Annotated in this window: 12 protein-coding genes; 2 read left to right on the forward strand and 10 right to left on the reverse strand. The window is 35.0% G+C overall.

The features are described 5' to 3' along the window. Positions 1-40: 40 nt before the first annotated feature. The 10 genes from ACHRVX_RS13150 to ACHRVX_RS13195 all read right to left on the reverse strand — a co-directional run bounded on the left by ACHRVX_RS13150 (position 41) and on the right by ACHRVX_RS13195 (position 12,871). On the reverse strand, positions 41-802 hold the full coding sequence (locus ACHRVX_RS13150) for a phosphatase PAP2 family protein (RefSeq protein WP_395332858.1): 762 nt from the start codon (positions 800-802) through the stop codon (positions 41-43). A gap of 562 nt (positions 803-1,364) precedes the next feature. Next, positions 1,365-3,086, reverse strand: a complete 1,722-nt coding sequence (locus ACHRVX_RS13155) for an ATP-binding protein (protein WP_395332860.1) — start codon at positions 3,084-3,086, stop codon at positions 1,365-1,367. 83 nt (positions 3,087-3,169) lie between these two features. Beyond that, on the reverse strand, positions 3,170-4,291 hold the full coding sequence (locus tag ACHRVX_RS13160; protein WP_395332862.1) for a sensor protein KdpD: 1,122 nt from the start codon (positions 4,289-4,291) through the stop codon (positions 3,170-3,172). 82 nt (positions 4,292-4,373) lie between these two features. Next, a complete protein-coding gene (locus ACHRVX_RS13165) occupies positions 4,374-5,450 on the reverse strand; it encodes a porin (protein WP_395332864.1) in 1,077 nt (358 codons plus the stop codon). A 380-nt stretch (positions 5,451-5,830) separates the two neighbouring features. Further along, entirely contained in the window at positions 5,831-6,385 is a 555-nt protein-coding gene (locus ACHRVX_RS13170) for a K(+)-transporting ATPase subunit C (RefSeq protein WP_395332866.1), read from the reverse strand. Between the two features lie 94 nt (positions 6,386-6,479). Beyond that, positions 6,480-8,537: a potassium-transporting ATPase subunit KdpB gene (gene kdpB / locus ACHRVX_RS13175; protein WP_395332868.1), complete on the reverse strand. Its 2,058-nt coding sequence runs from the start codon at positions 8,535-8,537 to the stop codon at positions 6,480-6,482. A gap of 200 nt (positions 8,538-8,737) precedes the next feature. Beyond that, positions 8,738-10,459, reverse strand: a complete 1,722-nt coding sequence (gene kdpA, locus ACHRVX_RS13180; protein ID WP_395332870.1) for a potassium-transporting ATPase subunit KdpA — start codon at positions 10,457-10,459, stop codon at positions 8,738-8,740. Between the two features lie 135 nt (positions 10,460-10,594). Then, a complete protein-coding gene (kdpF, locus tag ACHRVX_RS13185) occupies positions 10,595-10,672 on the reverse strand; it encodes a K(+)-transporting ATPase subunit F (protein ID WP_072975519.1) in 78 nt (25 codons plus the stop codon). A 197-nt stretch (positions 10,673-10,869) separates the two neighbouring features. Continuing rightward, positions 10,870-11,151: a hypothetical protein gene (locus ACHRVX_RS13190; RefSeq protein ID WP_395332872.1), complete on the reverse strand. Its 282-nt coding sequence runs from the start codon at positions 11,149-11,151 to the stop codon at positions 10,870-10,872. 373 nt (positions 11,152-11,524) lie between these two features. Continuing rightward, complete coding sequence (locus ACHRVX_RS13195; protein WP_395332874.1) at positions 11,525-12,871, reverse strand: sigma-54-dependent transcriptional regulator; 1,347 nt, start codon at positions 12,869-12,871, stop codon at positions 11,525-11,527. 190 nt (positions 12,872-13,061) lie between these two features. Here ACHRVX_RS13195 and ACHRVX_RS13200 point away from each other — a divergent pair, with 190 nt between their 5' ends. Together ACHRVX_RS13200 and ACHRVX_RS13205 are read left to right on the forward strand one after the other, a co-directional pair. Next, the gene (locus tag ACHRVX_RS13200) at positions 13,062-14,300 is read left to right on the forward strand and encodes a polysaccharide deacetylase family protein (RefSeq protein ID WP_395332876.1); all 1,239 of its coding nucleotides are present in this window, start codon (positions 13,062-13,064) and stop codon (positions 14,298-14,300) included. Positions 14,301-14,393: 93 nt separating this feature from the next. Further along, positions 14,394-15,401, forward strand: coding sequence for an LLM class flavin-dependent oxidoreductase (locus ACHRVX_RS13205; protein WP_395332878.1), 1,008 nt, complete (start codon positions 14,394-14,396; stop codon positions 15,399-15,401). Positions 15,402-16,071 lie beyond the last annotated feature (670 nt).

Here is a 16,071-nt window from a genome sequence, read left to right on the forward strand (position 1 = left end):
TAAATAAACTTTACGTCAGTACCTTTGTAGCAAAAGAAATCTAAAAAACTTTCACAAAGCCCAACCCATATTGTTGCCCGTTATAAAACGGCATTATCATAGAAGTTGAATTACTTTCAGATGACGATTTGAATAGTTTTCTGGTAATATATGGATTCATCCAATACGCCAATTTAGTACTCAAAATCCCTATTCCGGCTCCGGCAGCAACATCCGTTAACCAATGGCGATTGTTGTAAATTCTAAATAATCCCGTTCCGGTTGCTACGGCATAACCCGCAATTCCGTACCAAATCGATTTATCTTTGTATTCCTGCCATAAAAATTCTGCTCCGGCAAAAGCAGTCGCAGTATGTCCGGAAGGGAAAGAATTATTAGAACTTCCGTCTGGTCGTTCTTCATGTACAATCGACTTTAAACCCAAAATAGTTGTTGCCATAATCGCATACGAAGTCACAAATATTACAGACCGATCCCGCATATTATTCTTCCCTTTTACACCAAACGCATTCAAAGCATAAACATATGCCGCAGGCGCGTATTGAGAGAAATCATCAATGGTGATTTTTTCATCAATGTCTTCAGTGACTTCATTTTTGATTTGATGATTGAAACTTAAGAGCTGATCACTTTTAATACCAATAGTGCCATATCCAATTAATACCCCCGGAATGATCAATTGTTTGTAATTGAATTTTAAAGGATGTGACGTACTGTCAATTTTTGTTATGGAGTCGTTTTGTTGTGCATTTGCAGAAAAAAATCCGAATAGAAATACAAGGAAAATCGTTTTGTAAAACATCTTTCGTTATTGTTATAAGTTGCAATAATAACGAATGTTCGATGCAGGTGTTTTAGGCTTAATCTAACCTTAAGTTAATATTAATCTGTTGGTTTTAAATGGAGTAGTTGTATTAAGATTGGCTAAATATTGAATGGTAAAAATCTCAATATCAATGACAATTTCAATGAAAATAAAAATATCATTTTCAATTAAATGTGTAGTCCTTACGGGACAAACATATCGCGTGTAAATTTTTTCTACCAATATATAATCTCTCTGAGATATTACTCCATCAGTAGTTAAATATTGGTAGAAAAAAAAGAAATATTTATGTCATATAATCTCTTTGAGATATACTCCGTTAGGAGTTAAATGTTGGTAGAAAAAGATCACGACAAGTAAAAATGTCCCGTAGGGACTACATAAAATTCCGTAGGAATGATTTATATTGTAGCAACGGATTTTAATCCGTTGAAAATTGGATTTACACATTTTTAAAATTCCGTAGGAACGACCTATTTTATTGCGGAACTGGATTAAAATCCAGCCCTACAATATTGGTCGAGCCTCCGGCTCTTTTTTATACTTTCAACGAAAACCAAAAAGTGCTTCCCAAACCTAAATTGCTTTCTACACCAACAAGACCATTTTGAGCTTCGATAAATTCTTTACTGATCGCTAATCCTAATCCTGTTCCTGATTTTTGGCTGCCTGGAATTTTAAAATATTTATCAAAAACTTTGTCTTTGAATCGTGTGTCAATTCCTTTTCCGGTATCGATCACCTGAAATACAATCTGATTATTTTCCTCTTTTAATCGAATGGTAATTGTGCTTTTTTCAGATGAATAGGTAATAGCATTTGAAAGATAATTAATTAAAACCCAGCCTGTTTTTTCGCTGTCGGCTTTTACATCTTGTAGATTTTCATCGGCATTAATTATAAGTTTGATTTGCTTTTGATCGGCCTGAACTTTTACGGCTTCGGTAGCGTAATTTACAATGGCGTATGGATTACTTTTCTCTATATTCAACTGAATATTTCCGGTTTCTAATTGGGACAAATTGAGCAATTCCCCTGTTATTTTTAATAAACGCTGACTGTCATCTTTAATACTTTCAACCAATTGTTTCTGGTCGTCATTCATATCGCCCGTTTTGGCATTTTGAAGCAATTGTAAACTCAGTTTTATAGAGGCAATTGGAGTTTTTAATTCGTGCGAAACGGTGGCAATAAAATTGGTTTTGGCAAAATCAAGTTCTTTAAACAAAGTAATATTTCGCAGAATAATCACATCACCAATATTGATTTCTTTTTCTTCTCCGGTTGGAGTTATCGTAATATTGATCGTTTCTTTATCAAAATAACTTTCTTTTCCGTTAGCAAAAATCTTTAAAGGTTTCTTTTTCTGAGAATCGGTGGTTAATTCTTTTAATATCAGAGACCGAATCAAGTCATTTGATAACGCCAGAGTAGAAGCCGATTTCCCGATAACATCTTCAGATTTCATTCCGATGATTTTCAGGGCTTCATCATTGGCAAACAAAATTATACCTTCATTATCTAGCCCAATAATAGGATCGTGCATATTATTGATAAGCGTTTCAAGTCGTTTCTTTTCGAAGAATAATTTGTACAAGTTACTATTGTTATATTCCTGAAGTTTTTGCGCCATTGTATTAAATGATTTTGCCAGATCACCATATTCATTGTGATTGGTAAAATGCACACGTTCCGAATAATTCTTATTTGCAATTTCCTTAATACTCTGAGTCAGTTCTTTAATTGGATTGGCAATATTATTGGGCAGATTAACCAATAAATTAAAGGCGATTAAAAAACACAAAGTCCCTACAATGGCAATCCATAAATTAGCAGTTTCGGCAGTATGTTTGGCGATATCACTTTTCTGCTTTATGGCATCCAGATTGAGTTTCATAATCGCAAAAATATCCTGTCTGATTTGCGTTTTTATGCCTTCATTAGAGCTGTTTTTTTCTAAAAGAGCAAAACTTTTTTCAAGATTAGCAGTTGCTTCTTTTTCTCCGGGTTCAGTAACGTTTTGCGTTTGTTTTTCAAGATATTCCTTAAAAGTATGAAGCTTATTATCAGTACTTATTTTAATTTCATCCAAAGACAAAATCATATTTCTCGAATATTCCAGCGTATTATAATTCGCTTTTAAAATATTCTCAGTGTCTGCTTTTATCAAAAAAACAGAATAGCCACTCACTAATGAAAGTATGATAATCATTAAAAATAACAATCCAACTCCAAGATTCAATTTAGTTTTAATTCTCATATTTTTTTATTTTTTGGTAAAATGTTTTATGTGAGATGTAAAATGTATTCACAAAGATCTTTTTACATTTTACATAAAACATTTTACGAAAGTATAACAAGGTCAACATTTGATAATGACAGACTGTTTAACAATCGTCTGAAAATCGTTGTAGACAAAATTACTTTAAATAAATTCAAATGCGGTTTCCCGATGCAGACAGTTGTAATATGTTTTTCTTCAACCGCAATCAAAATAGCATCCGCAATATTTTTGTTCTCTAATCTAATGACTTCTGCACCCAATTGCACTGCTAATTTAAAATTATTAATCAAATGGCGTTGTTTGTCCAATGCAATTTTGGTACTGCTTTCATTAGGTGTTTCTACATATAAAACATACCAGGATCCATTATAATAACTCGCCAGACGCGCCGCTTTTCTAATTACAATTTTGGCTGTTTTATCATTACTGCTAATACAAGCCAAAAGTTTTTCGTGCCTTAAAGCGTTCAGTTGAGGTATTTCGCTTTCGACTTTTCGAACCACCTGACTGGCTACTTCTTTCAAAGCCAATTCACGCAATTGTAAAATCTGATCAGACTTAAAAAAGTTCGTCAAAGCAGTCTGAATTTTATCAGCCGTATAAATTTTGCCTTCTTTCAAACGCGCAATCAAATCTTCAGCCGTCAAATCGATATTTACGACTTCATCTGCCAATCGCAAAACATTATCCGGAATTCGTTCCTGAACGTCAATTCCAGTTATGCGTTTTACATCTTCATTCAAACTCTCAATATGCTGAATATTCACTGCCGAAATTACATTGATTCCCGCTTCCAGAATTTCCAGAACATCTTGCCAGCGTTTCTCATTTTTGCTGCCTTCAATATTGGTGTGTGCCAATTCATCCACAATTACCACTTCAGGTCGAAGATTGATAATCGCTTGCACATCAAGTTCTTCCAGTTGTTTCCCTTTATAGAAAATGGTTCGCCGCGGAATCACGGGCAAACCAGATAAAAGTTCATGCGTTTCCTTTCGCATATGTGTTTCGATGTAACCAATTTTTACATCGATTCCGTTCTTCAACAACGAATGTGCTTCTTGTAACATCCGATACGTTTTGCCCACACCGGCACTCATCCCAATATAGACTTTAAACTTTCCTTTTCGTGATTTCTGAATTAAATCCAGAAAGTGCTGTGCGTTATTTTTCTGTTCCATAAAATATGCTTTAAGCAATAAGCTGTAGGCTTTAGGCAGATTGCGTTTTACAAGCTTACTGCTTAAAGCCTATAGCCTAAAGCTAGAATGAGATCGCCAGCGAAGTCGTTACAAATGTATTCGTATCCGTTGGAAGATTATCTTTTGTAAATATTTGATCTTTACTTGAAAGATTTCTGGCTTCTAATCTAAACATTACATTATCAGTCACTAAGTAATCAAAGTTAGCCGAAAATCCGTAAGTTTTAAAACCATTTTGCGTTTCTGTTGCGATGATTACACCTTTTTCATCACTATAATATTCGCCACGAGCTGCTAGCTGAATTTTATCTGTTGGTTTGTATTGCAGAATCAAAACCGGCGAAAACCAGGTATCGTATTTGTTGCTGTTTTTAGCCGCTTGTTGGGATCCAACATCAAAACCAGCCGTAACATTTGTTTTGTCTGTTACTTTAAATTGTCCGTAAAAGTTATTAAAATAACGCCACTTTTTGTCAATATCCGGTTGCTCATTTCCAACATAAGTACTCCAGTTTAAAACTATTTTGTCTGATGGTTTATAAGTTACCTGCGTTCCAAAAGCAGGCGTATGATTGCCTTCAACTTTCTCAATACGCTGCCAGCCATTTAAATACATTCCCGCCAAATACCATTTTCCAGATTCAGAGGTGTAACCAATTTTTACTCCCGTTTCGTAATACGGAGAGTTTTCAGCCAGAATACTTCGGCTTAAAGTCTGACAATCTTTCCCGATCGCACTTTCAAAACCAATGTGTGCTGGCATAATTCCCGCATCAATCCATAAATTATGGTTTTGGGAAATCTTCACGCCCACATTTGCCTCGTATATATTTTTCAATAAACCCTGTTCCGCGGCCATGTTATACTCAGCGTAAGTTCCTGCCATTAAAGCAAAATTTCCACGGACATTATCTTTTTGATAATTCACTTTTGCCAAACCTAAATTGATGTTAACTTCATTACTTTTATTATAGTTGTAAAAAAAACCGGGACGTGTATGATTATCCGGTTTCCCGAAATCATAACTATAATAGGTTTCGACATATCCTGAAAAAGTAAACGGACTTTTTGTTTCTTCTTGCGCATGTAAATTGCTAAAACCAAATGCGATTAAAGCAGTAAGTATAATTTTTTTCATTTTTGTTTTTATTATTTGGGGTAAAAAAGGTGTATTAATTTTTATTAGTAGGTTTTTGAGCTATTTCCTGCTGTTCCTTCCAATCTTTTGTGCGGAACCCCCGCACAAAAGGATTTTCCCTCCCATCAGGGCTAGGACTTTTGGGGTAAAAAAAAGTCATTTTCGTTTCCTGCAAGGTTTTCAAAACCTTGTAGATATTAATTGTAAGTTTTCAGTTTGTTCAGCATCTCGTTTGTCATTTCGACGTAAGGAGAAATCACACTAGAAATTCCACACAGAATGTCCTCAAACTTTGTCGGCTCACAAGTGCGATTTCTCCTCCGTCGAAATGACAAAACGAACGATCATCTTTGTCAAACCCGACAGGTTTTTAAAACATATTACTTCAATTGATCCAAAGCCACATTCAATTCCAAAACATTAACCGTTGGAGTTCCCATAACTTTTGGCGTATTAATTTTAGATTCAACTAAGGCTTTTACTTTATCTTCAGCTAATTTTCTTTCTTTGGCAACCCGTTTTACCTGAATCAAGGCACCTTGTGGAGAAATATTAGGATCTAAACCACTTCCGGAAGCCGTCACCATATCTGATGGAATCTCAGATTTTTTCAAGTACGGGTGAACAAGTAAAAGTGTATCAATTCTTTTTTGAACTAAAGCCAAATATTCGGCATTGCTTGGTCCTTTGTTGCTTCCTGCACTTCCAGCAGCGTTGTAATCTACAGCGGAAGGTCTTCCCCAGAAATAATTCGACTTATCGAATTTCTGACCAATTTTTTGGTACCCAACCACTTTTCCGTTAACCAGAATAGTTTCTCCTTTTCCGTGATTTGGAGCAAATTGTGCAATTCCGTAAATCGCAAGTGGGTAAATAACTGCAAACAGAATTACGGTAAGCAGTGTTAATTTTAATAGTGAAAATATTGTTTTCATTGTTTCTAGTGTAAAATGTTAGATGTAAAAAGTGATTTGTAAGTTGTTATATGAATTTGATTAGGTCATTTGACATTTTACAAATCACATTTCACTAGATAAAAAAGGTTACGAGTAAATCAATTAATTTAATTCCGATAAAAGGGACAATCAATCCGCCTAAACCATAAATCAACAGGTTTCTTTTAAGGATGGCACTTGCACCGATTGGTTTATAATCAACACCTCTCAATGCTAATGGAATCAATATCGGAATGATGATCGCGTTAAAAATTACTGCTGATAAAATGGCGCTTTCAGGGCTATGCAAACGCATGATATTCAAACCTTCAAGCGCAGGAATCGCAGTAATAAAAAGAGCAGGAACAATAGCAAAATATTTCGCAACGTCATTTGCAATAGAAAAAGTAGTTAAAGTTCCCCGAGTCATTAAAAGCTGTTTCCCAATTTCGATAATTTCTATAAGTTTCGTTGGATCATTATCAAGATCGACCATGTTTCCGGCTTCTTTCGCAGCCTGAGTTCCGCTGTTCATGGCAACACCCACGTTTGCTTGCGCAAGGGCAGGAGCATCATTTGTTCCGTCACCCATCATCGCAACAAGTTTACCTAAGTTTTGCTCGTTTTTGATGTAGTTCATTTTATCCTCAGGTTTCGCTTCGGCAATAAAATCATCAACACCGGCAGCTTCGGCAATAAATTTCGCAGTTAATGGATTATCTCCGGTAACCATCACCGTTTTTACACCCATTTTTCTCAAACGATCAAAACGTTCTTTCATTCCTGGTTTAATGATATCCTGCAATTCTATAACGCCTTGAACCTGATCGTTTTTGATGACAACCAATGGCGTTCCTCCGTTTGTAGAAATGTCAATTACTTTTTGGGCAGTATCTTCAGGAAAAGAATTCCCGGCTTGTTTTGCAATGTTTTTTGCAGCATCCTGAGCCCCTTTTCGAATGTTAGTTCCGTCTTTTAAAACAACTCCGGAAGTTCTGGTTTCTGCGGTAAATTTAATTGTGTGTGAAATGTTCTCAGTAAATTGTGAAATGTCTGATTGTATTTTTCCATTTAAATCTATCGTTTTACTAAGCTCAATAATACTTTTCCCTTCTGGTGTATCATCTGCTAGTGAACTCAATACAGCAGATTTAATAAAATCATCCAAAGAAATTCCTTTTGTTGGATAAAAATTAGTTGCTTTTCGGTTTCCAATAGTGATTGTTCCGGTTTTATCCAAAAGCAAAACATCAATATCTCCGGCAGTTTCAACCGCTTTTCCAGATTTTGTAATTACGTTGGCACGCAACGCTCTGTCCATTCCCGCAATACCAATCGCAGAAAGTAAACCACCAATCGTTGTTGGAATCAAACAGACAAACAAAGCAATAAAAGCCGCAATCGTGATGGGTGCATTTGCATAGTCGGCAAACGGTTTTAGCGTAACGCACACAATCACGAAGATTAAAGTAAATGCGGCTAATAAAATGGTTAATGCAATTTCGTTTGGTGTTTTCTGACGGCTTGCACCTTCAACCAAAGCAATCATTTTATCCAAAAAGCTTTCGCCAGGTTCAGAAGTTACAATTACTTTAATTTTATCAGAAAGCACCTTTGTACCCCCGGTTACAGATGATTTATCACCACCGGCTTCCCGAATTACTGGAGCACTTTCTCCCGTAATAGCACTTTCGTCTATAGTAGCTAAACCTTCGATAATTTCACCATCTGTTGCAATTAAGTCTCCCGCTTCGCAAACGAAAACATCTCCTTTTTTCAATTCTGATGAACTGATATTTTTGATTTCTCCATTTGGCAAAATTTGTCTTGCCGGAGTTTCTTCACGAGTTTTTCTTAAACTATCCGCTTGTGCTTTCCCTCTGGCTTCGGCGATTGCTTCGGCAAAATTGGCAAACAAAAGCGTTGCTAGTAAAATTAAAAATACAATTAAATTATAAGCAAAACTACCTTGATCTGTCGCTCCCATTAAAATGGAAATACAAACGGCAAACATAATGGCAGTTCCTATTTCTACGGTAAACATTACCGGATTTTTGATCATCATTTTTGGATTCAGCTTCACAAAAGATTGCACTAAGGCTTCTTTTACCTGTTTGCTTTCAAACAATGATGTGGATTTATTAGTTGTCATTTTTTATATTGTTTTGTTTGACTAAATAATTTTTTAAACACATAGAGACATAGATTTTACTTTGAAATCAAGGCATTTTATTTAAAATACAAACACATAGCTATGTGTAAAAACTAGTTTTTTAGAATACCCTTTTTATTGACTTTTTAGTTCTATGTTTCTATGTGTTTAAAAATTTTCAGCATTTGAAAAATGAGTTATTATTTTAGTGTAAAATATTCCGCTAAAGGTCCAAGTGCTAAAGCTGGGAAGAATGATAAGGCAGCAATAATTGCGATTACGGCAAAAACCATTATTCCAAAAATTGAAGTGTCGGTTTTTAGAGTTCCTGCACTTTCCGGGATGTATTTTTTATTAGCCAATAATCCTGCAATTGCCAGCGGTCCAACGATAGGAATGAAACGACTCAAAAGCAACACAATTCCTGTAGTGATATTCCAGAACGGATTATTATCGCCCAAACCTTCAAAACCAGAACCGTTATTGGCAGCACTCGAAGTATATTCATATAACATTTCAGAGAATCCGTGATGTCCCGGATTGTTTAACCAGCCTGTTGCGTTTCCGCTAAACCAGTAACCCATTGCAGTATCATGTGCTGCAAAATAAGATGCTAAAGCTGTACCTGATAATATTAATAGAGGGTGAAGGATTGCGATAAAAGCAGCAATTTTAACTTCCCGTGCTTCAATTTTCTTTCCTAAAAATTCAGGTGTTCGACCCACCATTAATCCGGAAATAAATACAGCCAGAATAATGAAAATATAGAAGTTTAAAATACCAACTCCACAACCCCCATAAAAGGCATTGACCATCATGGCAAGCAATTCCATAGCGCCTGAAACAGGCATTGAACTATCGTGCATACTATTTACAGAACCTGTAGAAATTACTGTAGTTGCAATGCTCCAAAATCCTGAAACAGCTGGACCAAATCGAACTTCTTTTCCTTCCATAGCTCCGGTTGTTTGAGAGATTCCCATTTTTTCGATAGCAGGATTTCCGTTCATTTCTGTCATCATTGTTGGAATAACCAGTAATAAGAACCCAATCGTCATGACTCCAAAAATCACGTAGGATAATTTCTTTTTCTTTAGATAAAAACCTAAAGCAAAAATCATAGCAAACGGAACAATTAATTGTGACCAAAGTTCAACAGCATTGGTAAAATAAGTCGGATTTTCTAGTGGATGCGCTGAGTTGGCTCCAAAGAATCCACCACCGTTTGTACCTAAATGTTTGATAGCAATAAAAGCAGCAGCAGGTCCGCGGGAAACGTCAACGTGATCACCTTGTAAAGTGGTGATAGAATCTTTACTGTCAAAATTCATTGGTGTACCACTAAAAGCTAAAATAGTAGCTACAATAACAGAAAGCGGTAATAAAATACGAGTACAGCTTTTGATGAAATAATTGTAAAAATTCCCCAGTTTATCGGTAGTTCTTTCTTTCATTGCAGTAAAAATCATCGCTGCAGCGGCCATACCAACACCAGCAGAAACAAATTGCAGGAACATCAGGAACATTTGTGACAGGTAAGAAACGCCGCTTTCTCCCGAGTAATGCTGTAAATTACAATTGACAACAAATGAAATGGCGGTATTAAAAGCCAAATCAGGACTCATAGATGGGTTATTATCAGGATTTAAAAATAAAGATCCCTGAAACAATAAGACGAAAAAGCAAAGAAAGAACCAAATCATGTTGATACTTAAAAGTGCTTTTAAGTGTTGTTTCCAGTTCATTTCTTCAGTGGAATTGATACCGCTGATTTTAAAAATAAGTTTTTCAATTGGACTGAAAATCGGATCAAACAATGTTTTATCGCCCAAATAAACTTTAGCAATATATTTCCCTAACGGAATGGCTAAAATTATTGAAACGATAAAAATACTGATGACTCCTAGTAATTCTGTGTTCATAATATGTGATTTGTTAATTGTAAAATGTGATTGGTGAAATGTGTGAACTAATCAGTAAAAGGAGAAAGTAAAATGAATTATTAGAGACTTTTAACTTTTTGATTTCACATAAAAACATTTCACCTTTTACATGATTTAAAATTTTTCAGGTTTAATTAATACATAAACCAAATAGCCAAAAACGGCGATCGAGATAATAAATAGTGCAGTCATGATTTAGATTTTTTCAAAAAATTCAACTGATTTAAAACAAATCGCAAACAACACAACGGCTAATGCGAGTAAAAGAAAAGTGATTAACATATAGATTTTTTTTAGTGAAATGTGAAAATGTTAGAAGTAAGAAGTGAGATGTTTTTTGTAGAATGTGAAATACAGTCATTTTACATTTCACAAAAAACATTTTAATACTAGACGCCCGATGTATTAATTTGTTTGATATATTCCGCTTTTAGTGTTTGAGGAAAAAGGTGTGAAATATTGCAATGACGCACTTCCATAAAAGAAGAAACCGAAAAAACATACACATTAGAAATAGCATTTTTAGTTTCGATACTTCCGGTTATAAAGAGACGTTCAGCAAGTGCCAGACATTTTTTTGCACGAACAATATTACCGGAAATAATAGATTTTTTGGTGATGTCGGCAAAACGTTCTGCTTGTTTGTAGATTGAAGTGACTTGATTTTTCATGAGAATGAATTTTTATGTTCTTCCCACTTATGCCAAAAGTCAGACCGAAAAAGCATAGTGCTAGGTAAAGTGTTGCCAATAAAGGCGTTGAGGTTTCGTACCAAAAATCAGGCATAAAAAAAGCCTATCAAAATGATAAGCTTTTATTGAAATGATAGGTTTATTTAATTAAAAATCAGGAATTAAAAATTAAAAATTGTCATTGCTGATGATTGGAATTTAAGTTCCGGCGCGACACCATATTTATAGAAAAATATAGATTAAGTTAATAGAACCCCATCGGGGTGACATATTTTGCAACCAAAAGAAAATAATATAATATTGCTCCGCTGAAGCTTTAAATTGGAATTTGGAATTTAAAAAATATTGGGATTTAATTCTGTATATTATATTCCTCCAGTTTTCGATACAAAGTCGCAATACCAATTTCAAGCAATCGGGCCGTTTCTGCCTTATTACCTTTTGTATAATTCAAAACTTTCTGAATGTGCAATTTTTCGATACTTTGCATCGAAAAAGCCGACATTGATTTTGTAGCTTTTTCAGGCTGATGCTGCATTTCGTAAGGTAAAACATCCGAAGTTAAAGTGTCTCCGTTATTTAAAATAACAGATCTTTCAATCACATTTTTAAGTTCGCGGATATTTCCCGGCCAGGAATAATTTTCTAATTTCTGAAGAAAATCATCAGAAATATTCAAAGTTTTTTTATTCGTTTTTTCAGAAAATTGTTTGACAAAATACTGCGTAATCGGTGTAATGTCTTTAATTCTTTCGCGTAAAGGTGGAAGCGTAATCTCAAAAATATTCAAACGGAAATATAAATCAGAACGGAAACGATGTTCGTCACTTTCTGTTTTTAAATTTCTGTTTGTTGCCGCAATTAACCTGAAATTTGATTTTTTGGGAGTTGTATCACCAATCGGGATATATTCGCTGGTTTCTAAAACGCGTAGTAATTTGGCTTGAAGTTCAATGGGCATTTCTCCAATTTCATCGAGGAATAAAGTTCCGCCATTGGCTTCTTCAATAAAACCTTTTTTATCTTTCAAAGCTCCGGTAAAAGCACCTTGTTTGTGTCCGAAAAGTTCACTTTCCAGAATTTCCTTGCTGAAAGTGCTGCAGTTCAACGCCACAAAAGATTTTCCAACGCGATTACTGTTTTCATGAATTGCTTGTGCAAAAACTTCTTTTCCGGTTCCGGTTTCGCCTGTTAGTAAAACTGTTGAATCAGTTTTGGCGACTTTTTTGGCAAGATCAATAACTTGTTCGATTCCTTTTGATTTTCCTATGATGGTATTGAAAGAATATTTGTCACCAATACGTTTTTCGAGTTGTTTTACTTTTTTCTGTAAATGTGCTTTTTCAACAGCTTTGTATAAAAGCGGAATAATTTTGTCATTATCATCACCTTTTACAATATAATCAAAAGCGCCGTTTTTCATAGCCTGAACGCCATCCGGAATATTTCCGAAAGCAGTCAGTAAAATAACTTCAATCAAAGGAAAACTTCCTTTAATATTTTGCAGAAAATCAACGCCATTTCCGTCCGGCAATTTTACATCGCACAAAACGACATCAATTTCGGTTTGTTCTAATTTTTTAAAACCAGATTTTAAATCTTTAGCTTCAAAAACTTCAAATCCTTCTGATTTTATAATGCGTGCCAACAGACTTCTTAGTTTTTCTTCGTCGTCTATAATTAAAATTTTATGTATCATTTGAGGAAAAGTCTAGGATCGAAATTCATTTTTTGAAGTACAAATTTAGGTCTAAAATTACGTCTCTTTTTTAATTCAATAGAAATTCTTTCAAAAAAAAGCAAATACCAAAAGTGCTCCATTATTATTTCTAAGGATTAATTTAGCAAAAGAAACGTATCTTTAAAAACTCTAAATCACTTATTTTTAAATGAAAATACCACAACTTCTAATAAAGCCATTTTTAGTCACCATACTATTTATTATTAATGGAGGATTTATTTGTTTGGCAAATGCTTCAAATAGAACAATAGATCCGCCTAAATCAAAGTTGATTTCATTTAAAATCAAATTAAAATCAGCAGAGAAAGTAAAAATTGAAACAGCAGCCTTAAAATTCAATAAACATTTAGCTTACAGTTTTACACTAGACGATGGATATAGATCGGCTTATTTAACGGCTTTTCCTTTGTTAAATGGAGGAAAAATAAGCCCAAAGAATATTAATGAATGGAAAAATGATCAGGGTGGAGATGGAACAAACTCAAAAGGACTTTTCTATACAGATGGGTTGGGAAATAAAATCCCGTTCAAATTAGGTTTAGCAATTAATGGCGCAACAATTGGTGATTTTTCTGCCTATCGTGGACATCTTTCGTGGGCTGAGGTAAAAGAAATGTACGATGTAGGTTGGGATATTTTGAATCACGGTTTTCATCATGCCACCAAACATGGAACTAATTTCCTGAACGAAGTAACGGAAAATACAACTTCAATAAAGCAAAATTTAGGTTTTACAATGTCGCAATTTGTAGTTCCCGGCGGAGAAAGTGATCCCGGATATCAATTAGAATATGAAAGAGACGCGCTTGCGAATGGTGCTTTCTCGGTAGCTTCATATGCAGGCTACGGGCCAGTAATTAATGTAAAAGAAAAAGTGAATCTCGATAAAATGATTTATGCCAGAACTTTTGTTCAAAGCTCAAAAGATACAATTGGCTTTAAAACCATGGATCGTTTTCTTGCAACGTTTGATTCGGTGGCAAAATTGCCAAATCCAGTTTGGTACAACGAATTCACGCACGGAGTAGGAAACGGAAATCTTTGGAATTTAAGTGTACGTTTTCCGGATTTCAAATATTATATGAAAGCTATTGCAAATAAATACGGTTCAAAAGGCAACGATTCCATCTGGATGGCACCCTGGCAAGAAGTCTATGAATATATTTGGCTGCGAGATAGAGTTAAAATCAACTACGAACAAAAAGGAAAAGAAGTAGAGGTTACAATTCAACTTCCTGAAATTCCCGAAACATTTCGATATCGAACCATTTCACTAACAATAGATACAGCTTCAAAATTCGAAATAGAATCAAAAGAGTCAGATTTTACAATTTCCAACAATGGCAATACCACGCATAAATTAATTAACCTTCAATTCAATCCATAACAGTTGTAGGTACAAATATTATAATTCTATTAACACGAAAGAATTTAGGCTTTGTAGTAAATGAATTAATTTTGCATAAAAGCTACATTATATATGAAAGACCCAATTTCAATCTCAATATTAGAATTAGCTATCATCACACAAGATAGCAATGCACCTGAAACATTCCAAAAAACAAAAGAAATAGCGCAACTCGCAGATAATTTAGGTTATAAGCGTTTTTGGCTGGCAGAACATCACAATATGGCACACGTTGCCAGTTCTGCAACTGTAGTCTTAATTGGCTATATTGCGGGTCATACTCAAAATATCCGCGTAGGTTCTGGTGGAATCATGTTACCAAATCATTCTCCTTTAATAGTAGCAGAGCAATTCGGGACATTAGAAACACTTTATCCTAATAGAATCGATTTAGGTTTAGGAAGAGCACCAGGAACAGATCAGCCAACAGCTGAAGCCATCCGAAAAGACTTTTTTGAGCAGGCACAACGCTTTCCTCAAAACGTCACCAAGCTTCAGGATTATTTTTCTGCCGAAAATGCCACCGCAAAAGTGAGAGCCTTTCCTGCCGAAGGTACTAATGTGCCAATATGGATTCTGGGTTCAAGTATGGAAAGTGCAGCTCTTGCCGCCGCTTATGGATTACCATATGCTTTTGCCGGGCATTTTGCACCACGCCAAATGATTCAGGCCTTCGAGTTTTACCGTGAAAATTTCCAGCCTTCAGAGTTTTTAGACAAGCCCAAAACAATAGCTTGCGTTAATATCATTGCAGCCGACACTAATGAAGAAGCAGAAAGACTATCGACAAGTTTGTATCAAATGTTTCTAAACTTAATTAGAGGTGATCGTAAAGGTTTGCAGCCACCTGTAGATTCTCTGGATGATATTATGAGCGAAGAAGAACGTTTTCATGTCAATCAAATGACCGCATGTACTTTCACAGGAAATAAAGGGCAACTAATAACAGATCTTAAAAAGTTCATCAATTACGCCAAAGTAGACGAGCTAATGGCAACAGGCCCAATTTTCGATCACCAGGCGAAACTCAAAAGCATCCATATCACAAAAGAAGTAATAGACACTATAAACACGATATAAGGAGAGTTTTTCACTCCTATATATAAGGTAAGTTTTCATTCCCATAACCCGACAGTTTCAAAAGCTGTCGGGTTTATTTTTATACATGTATTTAAGGAGAAGCAAATTTGTCATGCTGAGCGAAGTTGAAGCATCATAAGATTGTAATTTGGGATTTAAAGAAATTGGAGTTTAATAAAGATCAGGAGCTATTTCCCGCTATTCGTTCCAATCTTTTGCTTTTTAAAGGAAAAAGCAAAAGGATTTCCACTTCTATCGGGGCTAGGGAAGTAGTTTTCAGAAGAAGATCAGGTATAAAAGAGAAAAAAAAGTAAAACTTTGCGCCCTTACGCCTTTGCGCGATTCATTAAAACACCCATAAGTCAACTTTCGAGACATAATACCTTTGCGCAAAAACGGATCAAAACCCAATGAAATACGACAAAACATATAAAATCGCCCAAAGATCAAAAAAACTTCGAGTTGTAAAAACCATCCAGCCAGCGATTTATAAAAAACATTGAAATTATGCAATAAAAAGTCTTGTAAATGTAAATAAAGGAGCTACTTTTGCACCCGCAAGAGCGACAGACGTTCCCTGAAATACTGACAAGCAAACGAAATCAAGGAGAAAATTTATTTTCAAAAAAGATTTAAAAAAGCTTGTGGGATTTGAAAGAAGAAGTTACAT

The organism is Flavobacterium sp. FlaQc-47 (genome assembly GCF_044006475.1).
Lineage (GTDB): Bacteria > Bacteroidota > Bacteroidia > Flavobacteriales > Flavobacteriaceae > Flavobacterium.

Excerpts from the sequence above, each read along its gene's own strand:
- ACHRVX_RS13205 (WP_395332878.1), top strand. The coding sequence starts at position 14,394 with ATGAAAGACCCAATTTCAATCTCAATATTAGAATTAGCTATCATCACA.
- kdpB (WP_395332868.1), bottom strand. The coding sequence starts at position 8,537 with ATGACAACTAATAAATCCACATCATTGTTTGAAAGCAAACAGGTAAAA.
- ACHRVX_RS13200 (WP_395332876.1), top strand. The coding sequence starts at position 13,062 with ATGAAAATACCACAACTTCTAATAAAGCCATTTTTAGTCACCATACTA.
- ACHRVX_RS13160 (WP_395332862.1), bottom strand. The coding sequence starts at position 4,291 with ATGGAACAGAAAAATAACGCACAGCACTTTCTGGATTTAATTCAGAAA.
- ACHRVX_RS13165 (WP_395332864.1), bottom strand. The coding sequence starts at position 5,450 with ATGAAAAAAATTATACTTACTGCTTTAATCGCATTTGGTTTTAGCAAT.
- ACHRVX_RS13170 (WP_395332866.1), bottom strand. The coding sequence starts at position 6,385 with ATGAAAACAATATTTTCACTATTAAAATTAACACTGCTTACCGTAATT.
- ACHRVX_RS13190 (WP_395332872.1), bottom strand. The coding sequence starts at position 11,151 with ATGAAAAATCAAGTCACTTCAATCTACAAACAAGCAGAACGTTTTGCC.
- kdpA (WP_395332870.1), bottom strand. The coding sequence starts at position 10,459 with ATGAACACAGAATTACTAGGAGTCATCAGTATTTTTATCGTTTCAATA.
- ACHRVX_RS13150 (WP_395332858.1), bottom strand. The coding sequence starts at position 802 with ATGTTTTACAAAACGATTTTCCTTGTATTTCTATTCGGATTTTTTTCT.
- ACHRVX_RS13195 (WP_395332874.1), bottom strand. The coding sequence starts at position 12,871 with ATGATACATAAAATTTTAATTATAGACGACGAAGAAAAACTAAGAAGT.
- ACHRVX_RS13155 (WP_395332860.1), bottom strand. The coding sequence starts at position 3,086 with ATGAGAATTAAAACTAAATTGAATCTTGGAGTTGGATTGTTATTTTTA.
- kdpF (WP_072975519.1), bottom strand. The coding sequence starts at position 10,672 with ATGACTGCACTATTTATTATCTCGATCGCCGTTTTTGGCTATTTGGTT.